The following is a 17,413-nucleotide window of genomic DNA, read 5'->3' on the forward strand; positions in this document are numbered from 1 at the left end:
GGCGGTCCCGACCTGCGATCCCAGGATAACCCCAGGTGGGGGGCGCGCAGGGGGTGTCGGGCAGCCGAGGTTAACGCTCCGAGCAGGGAGTTCACCTCGGGTTCACCTGCCTTCGCGGGGTTGTTCACGTCGGAGACCTAGGTTTTCTCGTCGTCGGGTCGATGTGTGTCGATCCGGCCTCGCGACGTGAGTCACCAACTATGTGACACGGTGGAGTCCTCCACCGATGAACCAAGGAGAATCTGTGGACCTCAAGCGCACCGGTGCCCTGCTCGGCCTGGCCACCCTGACGACGTTCGGTCTGGCCGCCTGCTCGGATGACAACGCCGGCGGGGGCGACACGGCAGCCCAGGCCGTCTCCGGCGCGGAGTGTGGTGGCAAGGCCAGCCTGAACTCCTCGGGGTCGTCCGCGCAGAACAACGCCATGACGATCTTCGCCAACTCGTACAGCATGAGCTGCGAGGGGCAGACGCTGGACTACAACTCGAACGGTTCCGGTTCGGGAGTCAAGGAGTTCATCGGCGGCCAGACCGACTTCGGCGGCTCCGACTCCCCGCTCAAGGACGACGAGTACACCCAGGCCGAGGAGCGGTGCGAGGGTCCGGCATGGAACCTGCCCGCCGTCTTCGGACCCATCGCTGTCGCCTACAACCTCGACGGTGTCGAGGTTGCGCTCTCGGCCGACACCATCGCCAAGATCTTCTCCGGTGAGATCACCAACTGGAACGACCCGGCCATCGCAGCGGAGAACGAGGGCACCGAGCTGCCCGATCAGGACATCACCGTGATCTTCCGGTCGGACGAGTCCGGCACCACCGACAACTTCCAGAAGTACCTCGAGGCGGCCGCCCCGGAGTCGTGGACCGGGGGAGCCGGCAAGACCTTCAACGGGGGCACGGGCGAGGGCTCCCGCGGCAACGAGGGCGTCTCCGCGGCCATCGCGCAGACCCCCGGGACGATCACCTACACCGAGTGGTCGTACGCCAAGAACCAGGACCTCGGCATGGTGAAGATCATCACCCCGGCCGACGCGGAGGGCGTGGAGCTCAACGCCGAGACCGCCGGCACCACGATCGACTCGGCCACCCTGAAGAACGAGGGTTCCAACGATCTGGTGATCGACACCTCGTCGTTCTACGTCCCCGAGGTCGCGGGCGCCTACCCGATCATCATGCCCACCTACGAGCTCGTCTGCTCGACGTACGCCGACCCGGAGACGGCCGAGGCCGTCAAGTCCTTCCTGGGTGTCGCGGTGGCGGAGGACGTCCAGGCCCAGCTCGAGGACGAGGGCTACATCCCCGTGCCGGACGCCTTCCGCGAGAAGCTCCTCACGGCCATCTCCGAGATCTCCTGATATTCGCGGTCACCGCGTCCGTCCCTGTACGGTCGGGCGCGGTGACCGACCCTTTCCCACCTGAGCGACTGAAGGTCTCATGACAGTTCACGAATCCGTCGACCGTGACGCCGGCGAGAACGCCACGTCCGGTGATCCCAGAGACGGCACCGGAAGGGTGTCGGGCGCGGACGGCGGTGGGGGCGGTCTGCACGACGCCCGGTCGTCCCAGAGGATCGACTCCCTGTTCCGCGGACTCACCGTCGCGGCGGGCGGGGTCATCGTCGCGCTCATCGCGCTGATCGGGATCGTCCTCGTCATGCAGGCGACACCGTCGCTCCTGCAGAACAACGTCAACTTCTTCACGTCCTCGGAGTGGAACACCACCGACCCGCAGAACATGCGCTTCGGCATCCTGGATCTACTCAAGGTCACGGTGCTGAGCTCGATCTTCGCACTGGTGCTGGCGGTGCCCGTCTCGATCGGCATCGCGACGTTCCTCGTGCAGTACGCGCCGCCGCGGCTCTCCCGGTCCCTGTCGGCACTCATCGACCTGCTCGCCGCCGTCCCGTCGATCATCTACGGCATGTGGGGGTTGCTCGTCCTCGGACCGTGGATGGTCCCGTTCGCCGGCTGGCTGAACGAGAACCTCAGTTGGATCTTCCTGTTCGGTGACGGCAACGTCACCATCGCGGGCGGCGGCACCATCTTCACCGCCGGCGTCGTCCTGGCCATCATGATCCTGCCGATCATCACGTCCATGTCGCGCGAGACCATCCGCCAGACCCCGTCCCTCCACCAGGAGGCGGCCCTCGCGCTGGGCGCCACCAAGTGGGAGAAGATCCGACTGACCTGCTTCCCGTACGCCAAGTCCGGGATGATCGCTGGTTCGATGCTCGCCCTCGGCCGGGCCCTCGGCGAGACGGTGGCCGTGCTGATCATCCTCCGCGCGGCGAGCTCGGCGAGCACCCTGTCCCTCTTCGACGGAGGTTTCACGTTCGCGTCGAAGATCGCCTCCGGCAGCGCCGAGTTCAACCATCCGCTCCCGACCGGCGCGTACATCGCGGCCGGTCTCGTGCTCTTCATCCTCACCTTCATCGTCAACCTCATCGCGCGGTCGGTGTCCGGTGGAAAGGTCAACGGCTGATGTCACAGGTAACCCCCGACCTCGCCAAACCCGCCAAGCCGGCCGAGACGTTCCTCCCGATCTCCACCAGCCGCAAGATCAAGGACAAGGCGGCGACCGTGGTCTTCACGGTGTGTTTCGTTCTGGCCGTCATCCCGCTGGTCGCCCTGCTGTACAAGGTGATCGCCTCGGGCCTGCCCGCGGTCCTCGACGTGACGTGGTGGACCAACTCCTTCAACCTCGTCGCCCCGTCCTCGATGGCCGGCGGTGTGGGCCATGCGATCTACGGCAGCCTCGTCCAGGCCGCCATCGCGGCGGTCATCTCGATCCCCCTCGGGGTCGCGGCCGGCATCATGCTGATCGAGTACCCCGGGTCGCGGGTCGCCAAGCCCACCACCTTCATGGTCGACGTGCTCGCCGGCGTCCCCTCGGTGGTGGCGGCCATCTTCATCTTCGGCGTCTGGGTCTCGGTGCTGAAGTTCAATCTCAGCGCGTTCGCGGTGTCCCTCGCGCTGGTGCTGCTCATGCTGCCGCTGATCGTGCGGTCGACCGAGGAGATGCTCAAGCTCGTGCCGGACGAGCTCCGCGAGGCCTCCTACGCCCTCGGCGTGCCCAAGTGGAAGACCATCGTCAGCGTCGTCATCCCCACGGCGCTGTCGGGGATGATCTCCGGCATCTTCCTCGCCCTCGCCCGGGTGATGGGTGAGACCGCGCCGGTGCTGATCCTGGTGGGGTACACCGCGCGGTACAACTACGACGTCTTCGAGGGCAACATGGCCTCGCTCCCGTTGCTGATCTACAACCAGCTGTCGAACCCCAACGAGGCCGGCCAGTTCCGGATCTGGGGTGCCGCGCTCACCCTCATCATCATCATCGCGCTGGCGAACGTGCTCGCCACCTTCGCCGCCAAGGCGCTCGCGCCCAAGACCAAGTAAGGACCAGCCATGGCCAAGCGTCTCGACCTCGAGAACGTCGACATCTTCTACGGGGACTTCCACGCCGTGAAGGACGTCGACCTCCACGTGCCACCGCGGTCGGTGACCGCGTTCATCGGCCCGTCCGGGTGTGGCAAGTCCACCGTCCTGCGTTCCCTCAACCGTATGCACGAGGAGATCGCGGGCGCCTACGTCAAGGGCTCCATCAAGCTCGACGGAGTGGACATCTACGACAAGAAGATCGACCCGGTCGCGGTGCGGCGGACCATCGGGATGGTCTTCCAGCGCCCCAACCCGTTCCCCACGATGTCCATCAAGGAGAACGTCGTGGCGGGCCTCAGGCTCCAGGGCGTCAAGAACAAGAAGACCCTCGACGAGGTTGCCGAGAAGTCGCTGCGGGGCGCCAATCTGTGGAACGAGGTCAAGGATCGTCTCGACAAGCCCGGTGGCGGGCTCTCGGGCGGGCAGCAGCAGCGCCTGTGCATCGCCCGCGCGATCGCCATCGAGCCGCAGGTGTTGCTGATGGACGAGCCCTGTTCCGCACTCGACCCGATCTCGACTCTGGCGGTGGAGGATCTCATCTCCGAGCTGAAGAACGAGTTCACGATCGTGATCGTCACGCACAACATGCAGCAGGCTGCCCGCGTCTCCGACCAGACCGCGTTCTTCTCCCTCGAGGCCACCGGCATGCCGGGCCAGCTGGTGGAGGTCAACTCCACCGAGAAGATCTTCTCCAACCCGGACAACAAGCAGACCGAGGACTACGTCTCCGGACGTTTCGGCTGACCCGCGTTCGAGCACGCGGACCAGTGCCCCGGTGTCGGCCTCGCGGCCGGCACCGGGGCACTCGTCCACCCGCGTCCGGTCGAGGGGTCAGGCGTCGCCGGCAGGCCCGTCCCCGTCGGCGGCCTCATGGCGGGCGATGCGCTCCTTGAAGGTGCGGTCCGTCTCGTTGAACTGACGCACCAGCTCTTCGCTCGAGGGGGACGGCCGCTCGGGGTCGTCCTCGGGCGCGGTGGCGTACTCGCCGGTGGCCAGGAAGATCACGCGTTGGGCGACCTCCACGGCGTGGTCGGCGAACCGCTCGTAGTACCGGCCGAGGAGCGTGACGTCGACCGCGCACGCGACGCCCCACTTCCACTCCCGCACCGTCAGCAGGGTGAACAGGTGCCGCCGGAGGTCGTCGACGGCGTCGTCCTGCTGCGCCAGCGTGGCAGCTTGCTCGGCATCGCGGTTGAGGAGGACCTCGGTCGCCGAGCGACCCAGCGAGACGGCGACCCGGCCCATCTCGGCGAGGTATCCGTTGACCGGCTCGGGGAGGACCGGCTCGGGGTGACGTCGGCGGACGATCTTGGCGACATGGCCGGCCAGGGTGCCCATGCGGACGAGGTCCTGCACCAGCTGGATCGAGGTGACCACCTGCCGGAGGTCGCGGGCGACGGGCGCCTGGAGGGCGAGGAGCGCGAAGCCGCGTTCCTCGTTCTCGGTCGCCAGCCTGGACATCTCCGCCGCGGACTCGAGGACCTTCTCCGCGGCGACGAGGTCGACCTGGAGCAGGGCATGGGTGGCCAGCTCCATGTCATCGGTCGCCAGGGAGCACATCCGGGCCATGGACGTGGCCAGGCCCGCGAGTTCTTCGGAGTAAACGAGACGCATGTTGCCAGGATACGCGCATGTCAGCGCCGTGATCGGCGGCGCGGTGAACGACCGGTGAACTCACGGGATCGGCAGGCCCGCTCGGCCGCGCGGGCTCAGCCGCCCGAGTTCTCGGCGTCCGCGCCCTCGAGCGCGGTCGCGTCGTCCTCGGGGTCGTCGAGCCAGCCCTCGGGGAGCAGCACCCTGGAGGGGGAGCCCTGACGACCCCGCGGGCCGTAGCCGTCGGAGGGGAACGGCTCGTCGCCGGGGAGATCGGCGAGCAACTCCGCGAGGTCGTCCAGGGTGCGGACGGCGGACAGCCCGACACGCTTCTCGGACCCGGCGGGGAATCCCCGGAGGTACCACGCGACGTGCTTGCGGATGTCGCGCATCCCCTTGTCCTCGCCGTGGTGCTGCGCCAGGAGCTCGCCGTGGCGGTACATGATGCGCGCGACCTCACCAAGGGTGGGCGGGACCGGCGCCTCACGTCCGTCGAGCCGGGCGGCGAGTTCCGAGAACAGCCAGGGACGTCCCAGACAACCGCGACCGATCACGACGCCCGCGCAGCCGGTCTCCTCGCGCATCCGCACGGCGTCCTCGGCGGAGAAGATGTCACCGTTGCCCAGGACGGGGACGTCCGAGATGGCGCCGATGTGCTCGACCAGCCGGGAGATCTGCGACCAGTCGGCCTCGCCCGAGTAGCGCTGCGCCGCGGTCCGGGCGTGCAGCGCGACGGCCCGGGCGCCCTCCTCGACGGCGATGCGGCCGGCGTCGAGATGGGTGTGGTGGGCGTCATCGATCCCCACCCGCATCTTCACCGTCACCGGGATGTCCGTGCCCTCGGTCGCGCGGACCGCCGCCGCGACGATCGACCGGAACAGTCGGCGCTTGTAGGGGATCGCGGACCCGCCACCGCGCCGCGTGACCTTGGGGACGGGACACCCGAAGTTGATGTCGATGTGGTCGGCGAGGTCCTCGTCGACGATCATCTTGGCCGCCGCATAGGTGTACTCCGCGTCGACCGTGTACAGCTGCAGGCTGCGCGGTGACTCGTCCGGTGCGAACGTGGCCATGTGCAACGTCGCAGGCTGGCGCTCGACCAGTGCGCGCGCCGTGACCATCTCGCAGACGTACAGACCGGAGACCGACCCCTGCTGCTCCCGCTCGATCTCGCGGCACAGAGTGCGGAACGCGACATTGGTGACCCCGGCCATCGGGGCCAGGACGACAGGCGAGGCGAGTTCCAGCGGGCCGATGCGCAGAGCGGGGGCCGCGGTGGCGGTGGGTGCGGACATGGTCGTGATTCTCCCAGCGGGGCGCGGACAGGTCCAATGGACCGGCACACGGGGGCCCGGGGTGTCGTCTGACGACGTTGTGCCCCCAGTCGGGCTCGAACCGACGACCTGCGGATTAAAAGTCCGTAGCTCTACCAACTGAGCTATAGGGGCGACGGCCACGATACCGTCCGCGTGTGTGGTTGGTTTATCCGCCCGGTGGGTGGTGCCCTACACTGGATCCCGCTGCGGACCGGGGCACCCGGACGTGGCGTAGGCCCCCTTCGTTTAGCGGCCTAGGACACCGGCCTTTCACGCCGGCAGCGCGGGTTCGAATCCCGTAGGGGGTACATACAGCCGGGGTCCCGGTCACCATGAGGTGGCCGGGACCTCGTGCATCCGCGGCCCTCCGCCGCGACGATTCACGCCCCCCTGCTGGGGCGTGTGCGACCAGGGATGGCCCGAGGTGTGTGTGCGTCCGCGTCGTCGGACGGAACGCCGGTCCGTCATGTCGAGGGCAGCCACCGCCGAAGCGCCCCTGAACTGCTCTGATACGCGGCGCGGGGGGCCGATTTGCGCAACGGCCCAGCGGTCCACTAATGTTCTTTCTCGTGCGAAGAGCACGGCCCTGTGGCGCAGTTGGTTAGCGCGCCGCCCTGTCACGGCGGAGGTCGCGGGTTCGAGTCCCGTCAGGGTCGCACGAGGCAACCGGCGCATTCGGTGTTCACCGGATGCGCCGGTCGTCTTAGGGCCAGGTAGCTCAGTTGGTACGAGCGTCCGCCTGAAAAGCGGAAGGTCGTCGGTTCGATCCCGACTCTGGCCACAACGATCCGAACGCGCCGAGGGGACCCCCCTCCGGCGCGTTCGTCGTTTCGGGGAACCTCCACCCCTCGTTATAGCGTGGTCGTCATGCCATCGACTGCCACCGAGGTTCCTGACGTGCCGGAGAAGTCCCGACGAGGACCTCGGTGGGGGATCGTGGCCACGGTCAGCGGGATCATCGGCATACTCCTGGCGGTCATCGTGCCGCTGCTGCCGGTCACGCAGACGACCACCACCGTCAGCTGGCCCGACGCGGGCACGCTCGAGCCGGTCACCGCCCCGCTCGTCGCCTACTACCCTCTCGACCTCACCGTCGAGGTGCCGTGCACGGCCGTCGGTCAGTTGCTCGACGGCCGCGAGGACGGCGTGCTGGTATCGACCGCGCCCCGCGAGGCGGGGGAGAACGCGGGGTCCCGCGCGCTCATGGTCTCCGTCGCCGGCCCCAACGTGGAGGTCCGCAGCCGCAACGCGCTCGTCGCCTCCGCGCCCACCGCTGCGGTCACGGCGGCCGGCGCGTGCTCCACGATCCGCGTCACCGCCGACTCCGGGTCGATCGGTGCCGAATTCGTCGGTCTGGAGATCGACGGGCAGGGGGTCGGCGGCCGGATCGACGCGGACCTCCGCCCACAGGTCGTCGGAGTGTTCACCGACCTGGAAGGCGCCGCACCGGAGGGCATGGCGGTCGACATCACGGTCGACTCCCGCTATACCACCCAGGCGACCGCCCTCAAGCAGATCGCGATCGTCCTGGGGGTCCTCGCGATCGTCGTCGCGCTCATCGCGCTGCACCGACTCGACCTGCGGGACGGACGGATCGCTCGTCGCATCCTCCCCCCGGGCTGGTGGAAGCCGCGACCGTTGGACCTGCTGGTCGTCGCGACCCTCCTGGTGTGGCACGTCATCGGGGCCAACACCGCAGACGACGGGTACATCCTCACCGAGGCCCGCGCGGCCGTGTCCAGCGGCTACATGCCGGAGGTGTTCCGTTATTACGGTGCCCCGTACGCGCCGTTCGGCATGCCGTATTACCTGTACACCGCCATGAGTGCGATCTCACTGGGCAGTGTCTGGCTCCGCCTGCCCGCGCTGCTGCTGGGCATCGCCTCGTGGATCCTGCTGTCCCGGGAGGTCATCCCGAGGCTCGGCATCGCCGCCCGTCGGGCCTCGGCCGTGCGATGGAGTACGGCTGCGGTCTTCCTCGCGTTCTGGCTCACCTACAACAACGGTCTCCGGCCCGAACCGATCATCGCCTTCGGTGTGCTGGCCACCTGGGTCTCGCTCGAGCGGGCGCTCGCGACCGGACGACTGCTGCCGGCGGCCACCGGTTTCATCATCGGTGGACTCACCCTGTCCGCGGCGCCCACCGGCACGTTCTGCATCGCCGTCATCATCGCCGCGTCGCGGCCGCTCCTGCTGCTCGTGATCCGGCGGGCGAAGCGGGACGGATGGATGCCGACCCTCGCTCCGCTGCTGGCCGCCGGGCTGGGCGTGCTGCACCTGATCTTCCTCGACCAGCCCCTGGTCACCACGCTGCAGTCCTCGGCGCTGCTCGGAGACGTCGGCCCGTCCGGCAGCTGGTACGAGGAGGTCTGGCGCTACGAGTGGTTGATGAACCCGACCCCCGACGGCTCGCTGGCCCGCCGGTTCGGGGTCCTCGCGATGCTGCTCTCGCTCATCACCTGCGCGGCGATCCTGTTCCGCAAGGGCCGGATCCCCGGGGTGTCCGTGGGACCCGCCCGCCGCATCGTGGGCCTCGCCGCCATCTCCATCGCGTTCATGGCGCTCAACCCCACCAAGTGGACCCACCACTTCGGGGCCTTCGCCACCATCGGCGCAGCGCTGGCGGCGCTGGTGACCATGGCCGTCCTCCCGGCCGCGACCAGGTCTCTCCGCAACCGCATGCTCTTCCTGTCCGCCGTCCTGTTCGTGCTGGCGCTGAGCTTCACCTCGACCAACGGGTGGTGGTACATCTCCATCTACGGGATCCCGTGGGGAGGAGCCCAGCCCACGATCGCCGGGATCCACCTGTACTCGGTGTTCCTCGGACTGATGCTCCTGGCGCTCCTCGCCGCACTCGTCCTGCACTACCGGGAACCGTTCGTGACGCGGACGGGGCCGGAGCGTGACGGTGGCGACCGCGGACCCGTGCTCCGGCTAGTACGCGAGGTCTCCCACGCCCCACTCGGGGTGGGGGCGGCGCTCGTCGTCGTCGTCATCGTCGCCTCCATGGCCGCGGCGGTCCGCAACCAGTACCCCGCGTACTCGGTGGGCCTGCAGAACCTCCGCGCGCTCTCAGGCGAGCCGTGCGGTATCGCCGACGTGGTGCTCGCCGAGCCCGACGCCAACGCCGGCCTGCTCACCCCGGCCGGCGAGCCCCGCGACCAACTCGAGGCCGGCGGTGAGGCGGTCAGGTTCGACCCCGACGGGATCCCCACCGACCTCACCGCCACCCAGGCCGCGGACACCGACACCCCCGGCACCGGAGAGGGCTCCGACACCACGTCGACCACCGCCGGCACCGAGGGTGGGGTGCGCGCAGGCGAAGGCATCAACGGCAGCCACGCCGTCCTGCCGTTCGGACTCGACCCCGCCCGCGTGCCGGTCCTCGGCAGTTACCAGTCGGGGGCGCAGGTCAACGCCGAGACCACCTCGGACTGGTACTCGCTGCCCGGACGGTCCGAGCAGAACCCGCTCGTCACGATCGGCGTGGCCGGGTCCTTCGCACCCGACGCGGTGCTCGTCGAGTACTCCACCGGTGGCGGGGAGTTCGAGGTGGCGGGCTCGGTCGCGCCGATCGACATCGGTCCGGCCCCGTCCTGGCGCAACCTGCGCGTGCCGATGGACACCCTGCCCGACGACGCCACGGCCATCCGGTTGGTCGTGCGCGATCTCGACCCGGACCCGTCGCGGTGGATCGCCGTCACCCCGCCGCGCATGCCCGAGCTGGTGACCATGCAGGACCTCGTCGGGGATTCGCGCCCGGTGCTCCCGGACTGGGCAGTGGCGTTCCACGTCCCGTGCCTGCGGCCGTTCGACGAGTACGCCGGCATCCACGAGCTCCCCGAGTACCGCGTCCTGCCCGATCGCGCGCTGGCCGTGAGCTCCACCAACACGTGGCAGGCGTGGGATGGCGGCGGGCCGCTCGGGTTCATCGAGCTGTTGCTCGAGGGCGAGACGGTGCCGACCTATCTCGAGCACGACTGGGACCGCGACTGGGGATCGCTCGTGCGGTACACCCCGCTGGTGCCCGGGGCGCGCGAGGCGACCGTCACCCACGGTGAGGCCGTACGGTCGGGACTGTGGAACGGCGGGCCCCTCGCCCGGTGACCGGCTAGCATCGGTTCCGCCGACTTTTACAAGGACTTCCAAGTAATGGCGGAACGAACCCCAGACGACAGGAGACGCACATGTCCGTGACGGAGAAGCAGTTCGAGAACATCCTGGTCAGCCAGACCGACCGGGTCGCGACCATCACGCTCAACCGCCCCAAGGCGCTCAACGCCCTGTCCAGCGGCATGGAGAAGGAGGTCGTCGAGGCGGTCGAGGCGCTGGACGGCGACGCGGGCGTCGGCTGCATCATCATCACCGGGTCGGAGAAGGCCTTCGCGGCCGGTGCCGACATCAAGGAGATGAAGGACAAGAGCTACCCGGGCATCTACCTCGAGCGGTTCTTCCACGACTGGAAGCGCCTCACCGCTGCGCGCACGCCGATCATCGCCGCGGTGTCCGGCTTCGCCCTGGGCGGCGGCTGTGAGCTGGCCATGATGTGCGACATGATCATCGCCGGCGACAACGCCAAGTTCGGTCAGCCCGAGATCACCCTCGGCGTGATCCCGGGCATGGGCGGCTCGCAGCGCCTCACCCGCGCGGTGGGCAAGGCCAAGGCCATGGACCTGTGCCTGACCGGCCGCCAGATGGACGCCGACGAGGCCGAGCGCTCCGGCCTGGTCGCCCGCGTCGTCCCGGCCGCGGAGCTGCTCGACGAGACCATGAAGGTCGCCACCAAGATCGCCTCCATGAGCAAGACCACGGCCATCGTCGCGAAGCAGGCGGTCAACCGCTCCTTCGAGACCACCCTCGAGGAGGGCCTGCTCGCCGAGCAGAACGCCTTCTACGCGCTGTTCGCCACCGAGGACCAGACCGAGGGCATGTCGGCGTTCGCGGAGAAGCGCAGGCCCGAGTGGCGTCGCTGAACGACGGCCTCAGGCACGGGCACCTCGCCGGGGGCGGTGACGGGACGGGCGACGCCCACCGCGCCCCCGGCGAGCCCCTGCCCGTGCTCGTGTTGACCGGTTACCTGGGCGCGGGCAAGACCACACTGCTCAATCACCTGCTGTCCGGCACCCCGGGGCTGCGCATCGCCGCGATCGTCAACGACTTCGGTGAGATCGACGTGGACGCCACCGCCGTCGCCGGCCGCGTGGACTCCATGGTCTCGCTCGCCAACGGCTGCGTCTGCTGCGAGGTCGACGCCAGCGAGCTCGGCGAGACCCTGACCAGACTCGCCGACCCGGAGCTCGGCCTCGACCTCGCGGTCATCGAGGCCAGCGGGCTGGCCGAGCCGACGGTCCTGTCGCGGATGGTCCACGACGTTCCCCGGCACGTGGCGCGCCACGCCGGAATGGTCCAGGTGGTCGACGCCGAGGGCCTCGACGAGGCCATGACGCGCCATCCGAGACTGGCGGCGCACCTGGCGGAGGCCGACCTCGTCGTCGTCAACAAATGCGACCTCGTCACCCGGGAGCGCTTCGACGAGCTCCGCGCGTCGATCCGCGACCACGCCCCGCGCGTGGCCGTGCTGCCCGCGGTCCGCGCCGCGGTGCCGGCCGGGTTGCTCCTGGAGATGACGCCCGGGAACCCACCCGGATCCGCGACCGCCGGTGGCGGCGACCACCGCCATGGTGAGCACGCGCACCTGCACGACGGCTACACGGCCGTCACGGTGACCCCGGCGGGCCACCTGCACCCGCGACGCTTCCTCGCCGCGGTCTCCGCGCCGCCGACCGGCGCCTACCGCGCCAAGGGCACCCTGACCCTGGCCACCGCGGACGGCCCCCGCCGCTACGAGGTGGCCCTGGTGGGCCGCCGGTTGGAGCTGCGCGCCGGGGGAGCGGGGCCGGAGGGTCTCGTGGTGATCGGCGTGGAGATGGACGACGACGAGGTGGGCCGTTTCCTGGACGGGGCCGTCCTCGCCGCCGGGGAGACGCTCGACCAGACCGCGGAACTGGGCCTGCACCCGTATCTGGTCGGTGACCCGGACTCCAGTGACGTGGAGGAATGGATCTACGACGAACAGCGCACGGCGCCCGTCACCGGGGCCGCGGCGATGCTGGCGGATCCCGAGGATCCGGAGGCATTCGATCCAGCTTTCACGCCCTGAGGACGGCGCGGGAGGGAAGCGGCGACCGGTACCCCCGACGACCTGACGGCAATCTCATGTTCTGGTTCGGCGTCACCCCGACCACGTGCGTATAGTGGCGCTGACGACGCCGAAGTGTCGCACCGGCAGGGGGGGTCATCCGCCCGCAGCGGGGGTGCCGCACGGACGAGGGAGGAGACCTCGTGGACGAGGACAACACCGGCCACGGCCCGAGCGGCGCCGGGGATGCCCAGCGACGCAAGCGCGACCTCGCGTCCGTGCGCAGCGCGATCGCCGCTCTCCGCGAGGCGACGGGCATCCCGGTCACGATCGGCGGTGTGGTCGGGGAGGGTCACACCCTGGTCCTGTCCGAGTCCCTCGGCATGCGGACCTCGGCGATGAAGGACCTCAAGGTCCACTACGGCGCAGGCGTGGGCGGCCGGGTCATGGCCACCGGCAAGCCGGTCGGCGTGGCCGACTATCCGCGGGCCGGGGTCATCACGCACGAGTACGACCTCCCCGTCCTCTCCGAGGGGCTCCGGTCGATGGCCGCGATCCCCGTGGTGGTGGGGAAGGACGTCCGCGCGGTGATCTACGCCGGCGTCCACTCCTCGGTCAGGTTCGGCGAGAAGGTCCTCAACCAGATGGCGGCCACGGCCCGCGCGCTGGAGCAGGAGATCGCCGTCAACGACGCGTTGGCGGCCCGCGGCGCCGCCCCGGTCGGCCCGGGTTCCGGCGAGGGGCGGTGGGACGACGTGCTCTCCAACGAGCGCATGCGCGAGACACACGCGCGTCTGCGGATGCTCGCCTCCCGAACCGAGGACCCGGACGTGCGCGCCGAACTCGAGCGCATCTGTGCCGAGATGGTCTCCCCGCCGCCCGAGATGCCCACCGCACGGCTGTCCCGCCGCGAATTGGACGTGCTGGCCTGCGTCGCCCAGGGCAAGACGAACATCGAGACCGCCGCCGACATGGGGATCGGCGCCGAGACCGTGAAGAGCTACCTGCGCTCGGTGATGCGCAAACTCGACGCACACACCCGGTTCGAGGCGGTCAACGCAGCGCGCCGGATGGGCGCGCTGCCCTGACCCCCTGACCCTGCACCGGTAGGTCGCGCTCCGGTCAGTCGCGCTCGCCGCCGGGCACCCACAGGACGTCGCCCTCCGGGTTCGCGACGCGGCCCAGGACGAACAACAGGTCCGACAGCCGGTTCAGATACTTCGCCGGCAGGGCCGACGTCGTCTGCGGGTGCGCCTCGACGGCCGCCCACGCCGAACGCTCCGCGCGTCGGGTGATGGTGCGCGCCACGTGGAGGTATGCGCCCCCCGGGGTCCCGCCGGGCAGGATGAACGACGTCAGGTCGGGCACCTCCGCGTTGAACTCGTCGATCCAGCCCTCGAGGCGGTCGATGTACGCCTGCTCGATACGCAGCGGCGGGTACTTCGGGTTCTCCACCTCCGGGGTCGACAGATCCGCGCCGGCGTCGAAGAGGTCGTTCTGCACCGTCCGCAGTACCGCGGCGACGCGATCGTCGAGCCCGCCGAGCGTCACGGCCACGCCGATCGCCGCGTTGGCCTCGTCGCAGTCCGCGTACGCCACCAGTCGTGGATCGTTCTTGCTCACACGCGAGAAGTCGGACAACCCCGTGGACCCGTCGTCGCCGGTCCGGGTATAGATCTTGGTCAGATGAACAGCCATGTCGGCCAACCTACGCTGCGACGGGACCGCGGCCGGCGCTGATCCCTCCCCCGACTCGCCTAGGGTGGAACCGTGAGCGCTAATCCCACGTCCCGCGAGGAGAGCTTCCTCGTCCGCGGCGGCACCCGACTGTCCGGCGAGATCTCCGTTTCCGGCGCCAAGAACAGCGTGCTCAAGTTGATGGCCGTGGCGCTCATGGCCGAGGGCCGGACGACGCTGACCAACTGCCCGACCATCTCCGACGTCCCGGCGATGGCCGACGTCCTGCGCCACCTCGGGTGCACGGTCGAGATCTCCGGCGACACGGTCGTGATCGACACCCCGGCCGAGTTGGGGCACGTCGCGGACGACAAGGCGGCCCAGCGACTCCGGGCATCGGTGTGCATCCTGGGCCCGCTGGTCGGCCGCCACCACCGCGCCGTGATCGCCATGCCCGGTGGCGACGCCATCGGCAGCCGCCCCCTCAACTGGCACCAGAACGGGCTCAACAGGCTCGGCGCCCAGACCCGTATGGACCACGGCCGACTCGTCGCCGAGGCCACCGAACTCAGGGGAGCGAACTACGAACTGAGCTTCCCGTCGGTCGGTGCGACCGAGACCTTCGTGACCGCGGCGGTCCTGGCGGAGGGCACCTCGGTACTGAAGAACGCGGCCCGCGAACCGGAGATCGTCGACATCTGCGACCTCCTCAACGAGATGGGCGCCCGGATCAGCGGTGCGGGGACCAGCGTCATCACCATCGAGGGAGTGGACGAGCTGACCCCGGTCAGCCACCGGGTGGTCGGGGACCGGATCGTCGCCGCCACCTGGGCGATGGGCGCGGTGATGACCCGGGGCGACGTCACCGTCAACGGAATCGACCCCATGTTCATCCACGTGGTGTTGGAGAACCTCCGTGCGGTGGGTGCCGACGTCGAGACCGGGCCCGACTGGATCCGGGTCTCCCAGGACGGTCGACCGCGGGCCCGCGACATCCGGACCCTGCCCTTCCCGGGGTTCCCCACGGACCTGCAGCCCATGGCGATCGCGCTCGCCTCGGTCTCCGAGGGCGTGTCGGTGGTGACCGAGAACCTCTTCGAGGCCAGGTTCCGGTTCGTCGAGGAGATGGTCCGCATGGGCGTCGACGCGGAAACGGACGGGCACCACGCCAAGATCGTCGGGCGGGAACGCCTGGACTCGGCGACCGTCTGGGCGAGCGACATCCGCGCCGGCGCGGGGCTCGTCCTCGCCGGGATGTGCGCGGACGACATCACCGAGGTCTGCGAAATCTTCCACATCGACCGGGGATACTCGGACTTCGTGGGAAACATCCGCACCCTCGGCGGCGAGATCGAGCGAGTGCCCACCGATCGATGACCCGGATGGGGTCTCCGTTCGCGACTGTCGGGGGAAAAAACCTCTGACCAGGCGATTAGTACTTTCGCCGCGGCCCGTGTAACTTTATCGGAGCCGCGAGGGAGCGGGCCGGAGCCGAGAGGCGAGGGTCTGGTTCGGGTGGTGGGAAGGTGTGGGTGGCGGTTCTCCTGGTTTGACTGGGGCGGGCGGGTCACCTACGCTGGAGAAGTTGCCCCGAGAGGGGCGACGGATGGCAGTAACTACCCCGCGAGCTGGTTGTCTTCGGATGGCTGGTCAGTGGTGTGTGGGTGTTGTTTGAGAACTCAACAGTGTGTTTTGTTTGTGATAGTGCCAAATTTTTTGTTTGGTTGCGACCCTTTCACATCCCTGTCGTGGGGGTCGCGTTTTTGGTTTGAACAGCCAGTTTTTGGTTTGTTTTTGCTTGGATTGTGCTTTTCGTAGTGCTGAGAAGCTTTTATGGAGAGTTTGATCCTGGCTCGGAAACGCCCGGTCCCATTCCGAACCCGGAAGCTAAGCCTGCCAGCGCCGATGGTACTGCACTCGTGAGGGTGTGGGAGAGTAGGTCACCGCCGAACACAACTTCATGACCAGCGGAGGACGAACGCTGGCGGCGTGCTTAACACATGCAAGTCGAACGGTAAGGCCCCTTCGGGGGTACACGAGTGGCGAACGGGTGAGTAACACGTGGGTAATCTGCCCTGCACTTCGGGATAAGCCTGGGAAACTGGGTCTAATACCGGATATGAACTCCTTCCGCATGGTGGGGGTTGGAAAGTTTTTCGGTGCAGGATGAGCCCGCGGCCTATCAGCTTGTTGGTGGGGTAATGGCCTACCAAGGCGACGACGGGTAGCCGGCCTGAGAGGGTGATCGGCCACACTGGGACTGAGACACGGCCCAGACTCCTACGGGAGGCAGCAGTGGGGAATATTGCACAATGGGCGAAAGCCTGATGCAGCGACGCCGCGTGGGGGATGACGGTCTTCGGATTGTAAACCCCTTTCAGTAGGGACGAAGCGCAAGTGACGGTACCTGCAGAAGAAGCACCGGCTAACTACGTGCCAGCAGCCGCGGTAATACGTAGGGTGCGAGCGTTGTCCGGAATTACTGGGCGTAAAGAGCTCGTAGGCGGTTTGTCACGTCGTCTGTGAAATCCCTCGGCTTAACCGGGGGCGTGCAGGCGATACGGGCAGACTTGAGTACTACAGGGGAGACTGGAATTCCTGGTGTAGCGGTGAAATGCGCAGATATCAGGAGGAACACCGGTGGCGAAGGCGGGTCTCTGGGTAGTAACTGACGCTGAGGAGCGAAAGCATGGGTAGCGAACAGGATTAGATACCCTGGTAGTCCATGCCGTAAACGGTGGGCGCTAGGTGTGGGGTCCTTCCACGGATTCCGTGCCGTAGCTAACGCATTAAGCGCCCCGCCTGGGGAGTACGGCCGCAAGGCTAAAACTCAAAGGAATTGACGGGGGCCCGCACAAGCGGCGGAGCATGTGGATTAATTCGATGCAACGCGAAGAACCTTACCTAGGCTTGACATATACAGGACGACGGCAGAGATGTCGTTTCCCTTGTGGCTTGTATACAGGTGGTGCATGGTTGTCGTCAGCTCGTGTCGTGAGATGTTGGGTTAAGTCCCGCAACGAGCGCAACCCCTGTCTCATGTTGCCAGCACGTAATGGTGGGGACTCGTGAGAGACTGCCGGGGTCAACTCGGAGGAAGGTGGGGATGACGTCAAATCATCATGCCCCTTATGTCTAGGGCTTCACACATGCTACAATGGCTAGTACAGAGGGCTGCGATACCGCGAGGTGGAGCGAATCCCTTAAAGCTGGTCTCAGTTCGGATTGGGGTCTGCAACTCGACCCCATGAA

The 17,413-nt window shown here is 68.2% G+C and carries 12 protein-coding genes, 4 tRNA genes and 1 other annotated feature (1 of these 17 cut by a window edge); of the genes, 12 read left to right on the forward strand and 4 right to left on the reverse strand.

The genetic code is table 11. The annotated features are described in order from the left end of the window. Nucleotides 1–244: 244 nt before the first annotated feature. From pstS to pstB, 4 genes are all read left to right on the forward strand, one after another. On the forward strand, nt 245–1,354 hold the full coding sequence (pstS, locus tag L8M95_RS00310) for a phosphate ABC transporter substrate-binding protein PstS (protein WP_260487369.1): 1,110 nt from the start codon (nt 245–247) through the stop codon (nt 1,352–1,354). 79 nt (nt 1,355–1,433) lie between these two features. Next, nucleotides 1,434–2,480 (forward strand): phosphate ABC transporter permease subunit PstC, encoded by a 1,047-nt coding sequence (pstC, locus tag L8M95_RS00315; RefSeq protein ID WP_260487371.1) that lies wholly within the window; start codon nt 1,434–1,436, stop codon nt 2,478–2,480. Beyond that, a complete protein-coding gene (pstA, locus tag L8M95_RS00320; RefSeq protein ID WP_260487374.1) occupies nt 2,480–3,394 on the forward strand; it encodes a phosphate ABC transporter permease PstA in 915 nt (304 codons plus the stop codon). The genes pstC and pstA overlap by 1 nt, the downstream gene beginning before the upstream one ends. Before the next feature lie 9 nt (nt 3,395–3,403). Further along, a complete protein-coding gene (gene pstB / locus L8M95_RS00325) occupies nt 3,404–4,180 on the forward strand; it encodes a phosphate ABC transporter ATP-binding protein PstB (protein ID WP_260487376.1) in 777 nt (258 codons plus the stop codon). Between the two features lie 87 nt (nt 4,181–4,267). On the opposite strand, the gene phoU is transcribed toward pstB, so the two are convergent. From phoU to L8M95_RS00340, 3 genes are all read right to left on the reverse strand, one after another. Continuing rightward, entirely contained in the window at nt 4,268–5,050 is a 783-nt protein-coding gene (gene phoU, locus L8M95_RS00330; RefSeq protein WP_260487378.1) for a phosphate signaling complex protein PhoU, read from the reverse strand. A gap of 95 nt (nt 5,051–5,145) precedes the next feature. Then, complete coding sequence (gene dusB / locus L8M95_RS00335) at nt 5,146–6,324, reverse strand: tRNA dihydrouridine synthase DusB (RefSeq protein ID WP_260487380.1); 1,179 nt, start codon at nt 6,322–6,324, stop codon at nt 5,146–5,148. Between the two features lie 80 nt (nt 6,325–6,404). Further along, nucleotides 6,405–6,477 (reverse strand) — tRNA-Lys (locus L8M95_RS00340). 103 nt (nt 6,478–6,580) lie between these two features. On the opposite strand from L8M95_RS00340, the gene L8M95_RS00345 reads away from it, so the two are divergent. The 7 genes from L8M95_RS00345 to L8M95_RS00375 all read left to right on the forward strand — a co-directional run bounded on the left by L8M95_RS00345 (nt 6,581) and on the right by L8M95_RS00375 (nt 13,572). Further along, nucleotides 6,581–6,653: transfer RNA gene (locus tag L8M95_RS00345), tRNA-Glu, on the forward strand. A 274-nt stretch (nt 6,654–6,927) separates the two neighbouring features. Continuing rightward, nucleotides 6,928–7,001 (forward strand) — tRNA-Asp (locus tag L8M95_RS00350). 51 nt (nt 7,002–7,052) lie between these two features. After that, nucleotides 7,053–7,126 (forward strand) — tRNA-Phe (locus L8M95_RS00355). 86 nt (nt 7,127–7,212) lie between these two features. Continuing rightward, nucleotides 7,213–10,452: an arabinosyltransferase domain-containing protein gene (locus tag L8M95_RS00360; RefSeq protein WP_260487382.1), complete on the forward strand. Its 3,240-nt coding sequence runs from the start codon at nt 7,213–7,215 to the stop codon at nt 10,450–10,452. Nucleotides 10,453–10,532: 80 nt separating this feature from the next. Next, complete coding sequence (locus L8M95_RS00365; protein WP_260487384.1) at nt 10,533–11,318, forward strand: enoyl-CoA hydratase; 786 nt, start codon at nt 10,533–10,535, stop codon at nt 11,316–11,318. Then, a complete protein-coding gene (locus L8M95_RS00370; RefSeq protein WP_260487386.1) occupies nt 11,306–12,505 on the forward strand; it encodes a GTP-binding protein in 1,200 nt (399 codons plus the stop codon). Before L8M95_RS00365 ends, L8M95_RS00370 begins: the two co-directional genes overlap by 13 nt. Before the next feature lie 182 nt (nt 12,506–12,687). Further along, nucleotides 12,688–13,572, forward strand: a complete 885-nt coding sequence (locus L8M95_RS00375) for a LuxR C-terminal-related transcriptional regulator (protein WP_256820132.1) — start codon at nt 12,688–12,690, stop codon at nt 13,570–13,572. A gap of 34 nt (nt 13,573–13,606) precedes the next feature. Here L8M95_RS00375 and L8M95_RS00380 read toward each other — a convergent pair whose 3' ends face one another. Beyond that, a complete protein-coding gene (locus L8M95_RS00380) occupies nt 13,607–14,182 on the reverse strand; it encodes a cob(I)yrinic acid a,c-diamide adenosyltransferase (protein ID WP_260487390.1) in 576 nt (191 codons plus the stop codon). A gap of 72 nt (nt 14,183–14,254) precedes the next feature. On the opposite strand from L8M95_RS00380, the gene murA reads away from it, so the two are divergent. Continuing rightward, nucleotides 14,255–15,538 carry a UDP-N-acetylglucosamine 1-carboxyvinyltransferase gene (murA, locus tag L8M95_RS00385; protein WP_260487391.1) on the forward strand — a complete coding sequence of 428 codons (1,284 nt, stop codon included), beginning with the start codon at nt 14,255–14,257 and terminating at the stop codon, nt 15,536–15,538. 455 nt (nt 15,539–15,993) lie between these two features. Beyond that, nucleotides 15,994–17,413 (forward strand) — a sequence feature (most likely nonfunctional fraction of RNA operon); it runs 212 nt beyond the window's last position.

Source organism: Dietzia sp. B32, from assembly GCF_024732245.1.
Taxonomy (GTDB): domain Bacteria; phylum Actinomycetota; class Actinomycetes; order Mycobacteriales; family Mycobacteriaceae; genus Dietzia.

Coding starts and splice junctions, on each gene's coding strand:
- pstC (WP_260487371.1), top strand. CDS start 1,434: ATGACAGTTCACGAATCCGTCGACCGTGACGCCGGCGAGAACGCCACG.
- pstA (WP_260487374.1), top strand. CDS start 2,480: ATGTCACAGGTAACCCCCGACCTCGCCAAACCCGCCAAGCCGGCCGAG.
- pstB (WP_260487376.1), top strand. CDS start 3,404: ATGGCCAAGCGTCTCGACCTCGAGAACGTCGACATCTTCTACGGGGAC.
- phoU (WP_260487378.1), bottom strand. CDS start 5,050: ATGCGTCTCGTTTACTCCGAAGAACTCGCGGGCCTGGCCACGTCCATG.
- dusB (WP_260487380.1), bottom strand. CDS start 6,324: ATGTCCGCACCCACCGCCACCGCGGCCCCCGCTCTGCGCATCGGCCCG.
- L8M95_RS00360 (WP_260487382.1), top strand. CDS start 7,213: ATGCCATCGACTGCCACCGAGGTTCCTGACGTGCCGGAGAAGTCCCGA.
- L8M95_RS00365 (WP_260487384.1), top strand. CDS start 10,533: ATGTCCGTGACGGAGAAGCAGTTCGAGAACATCCTGGTCAGCCAGACC.
- L8M95_RS00380 (WP_260487390.1), bottom strand. CDS start 14,182: ATGGCTGTTCATCTGACCAAGATCTATACCCGGACCGGCGACGACGGG.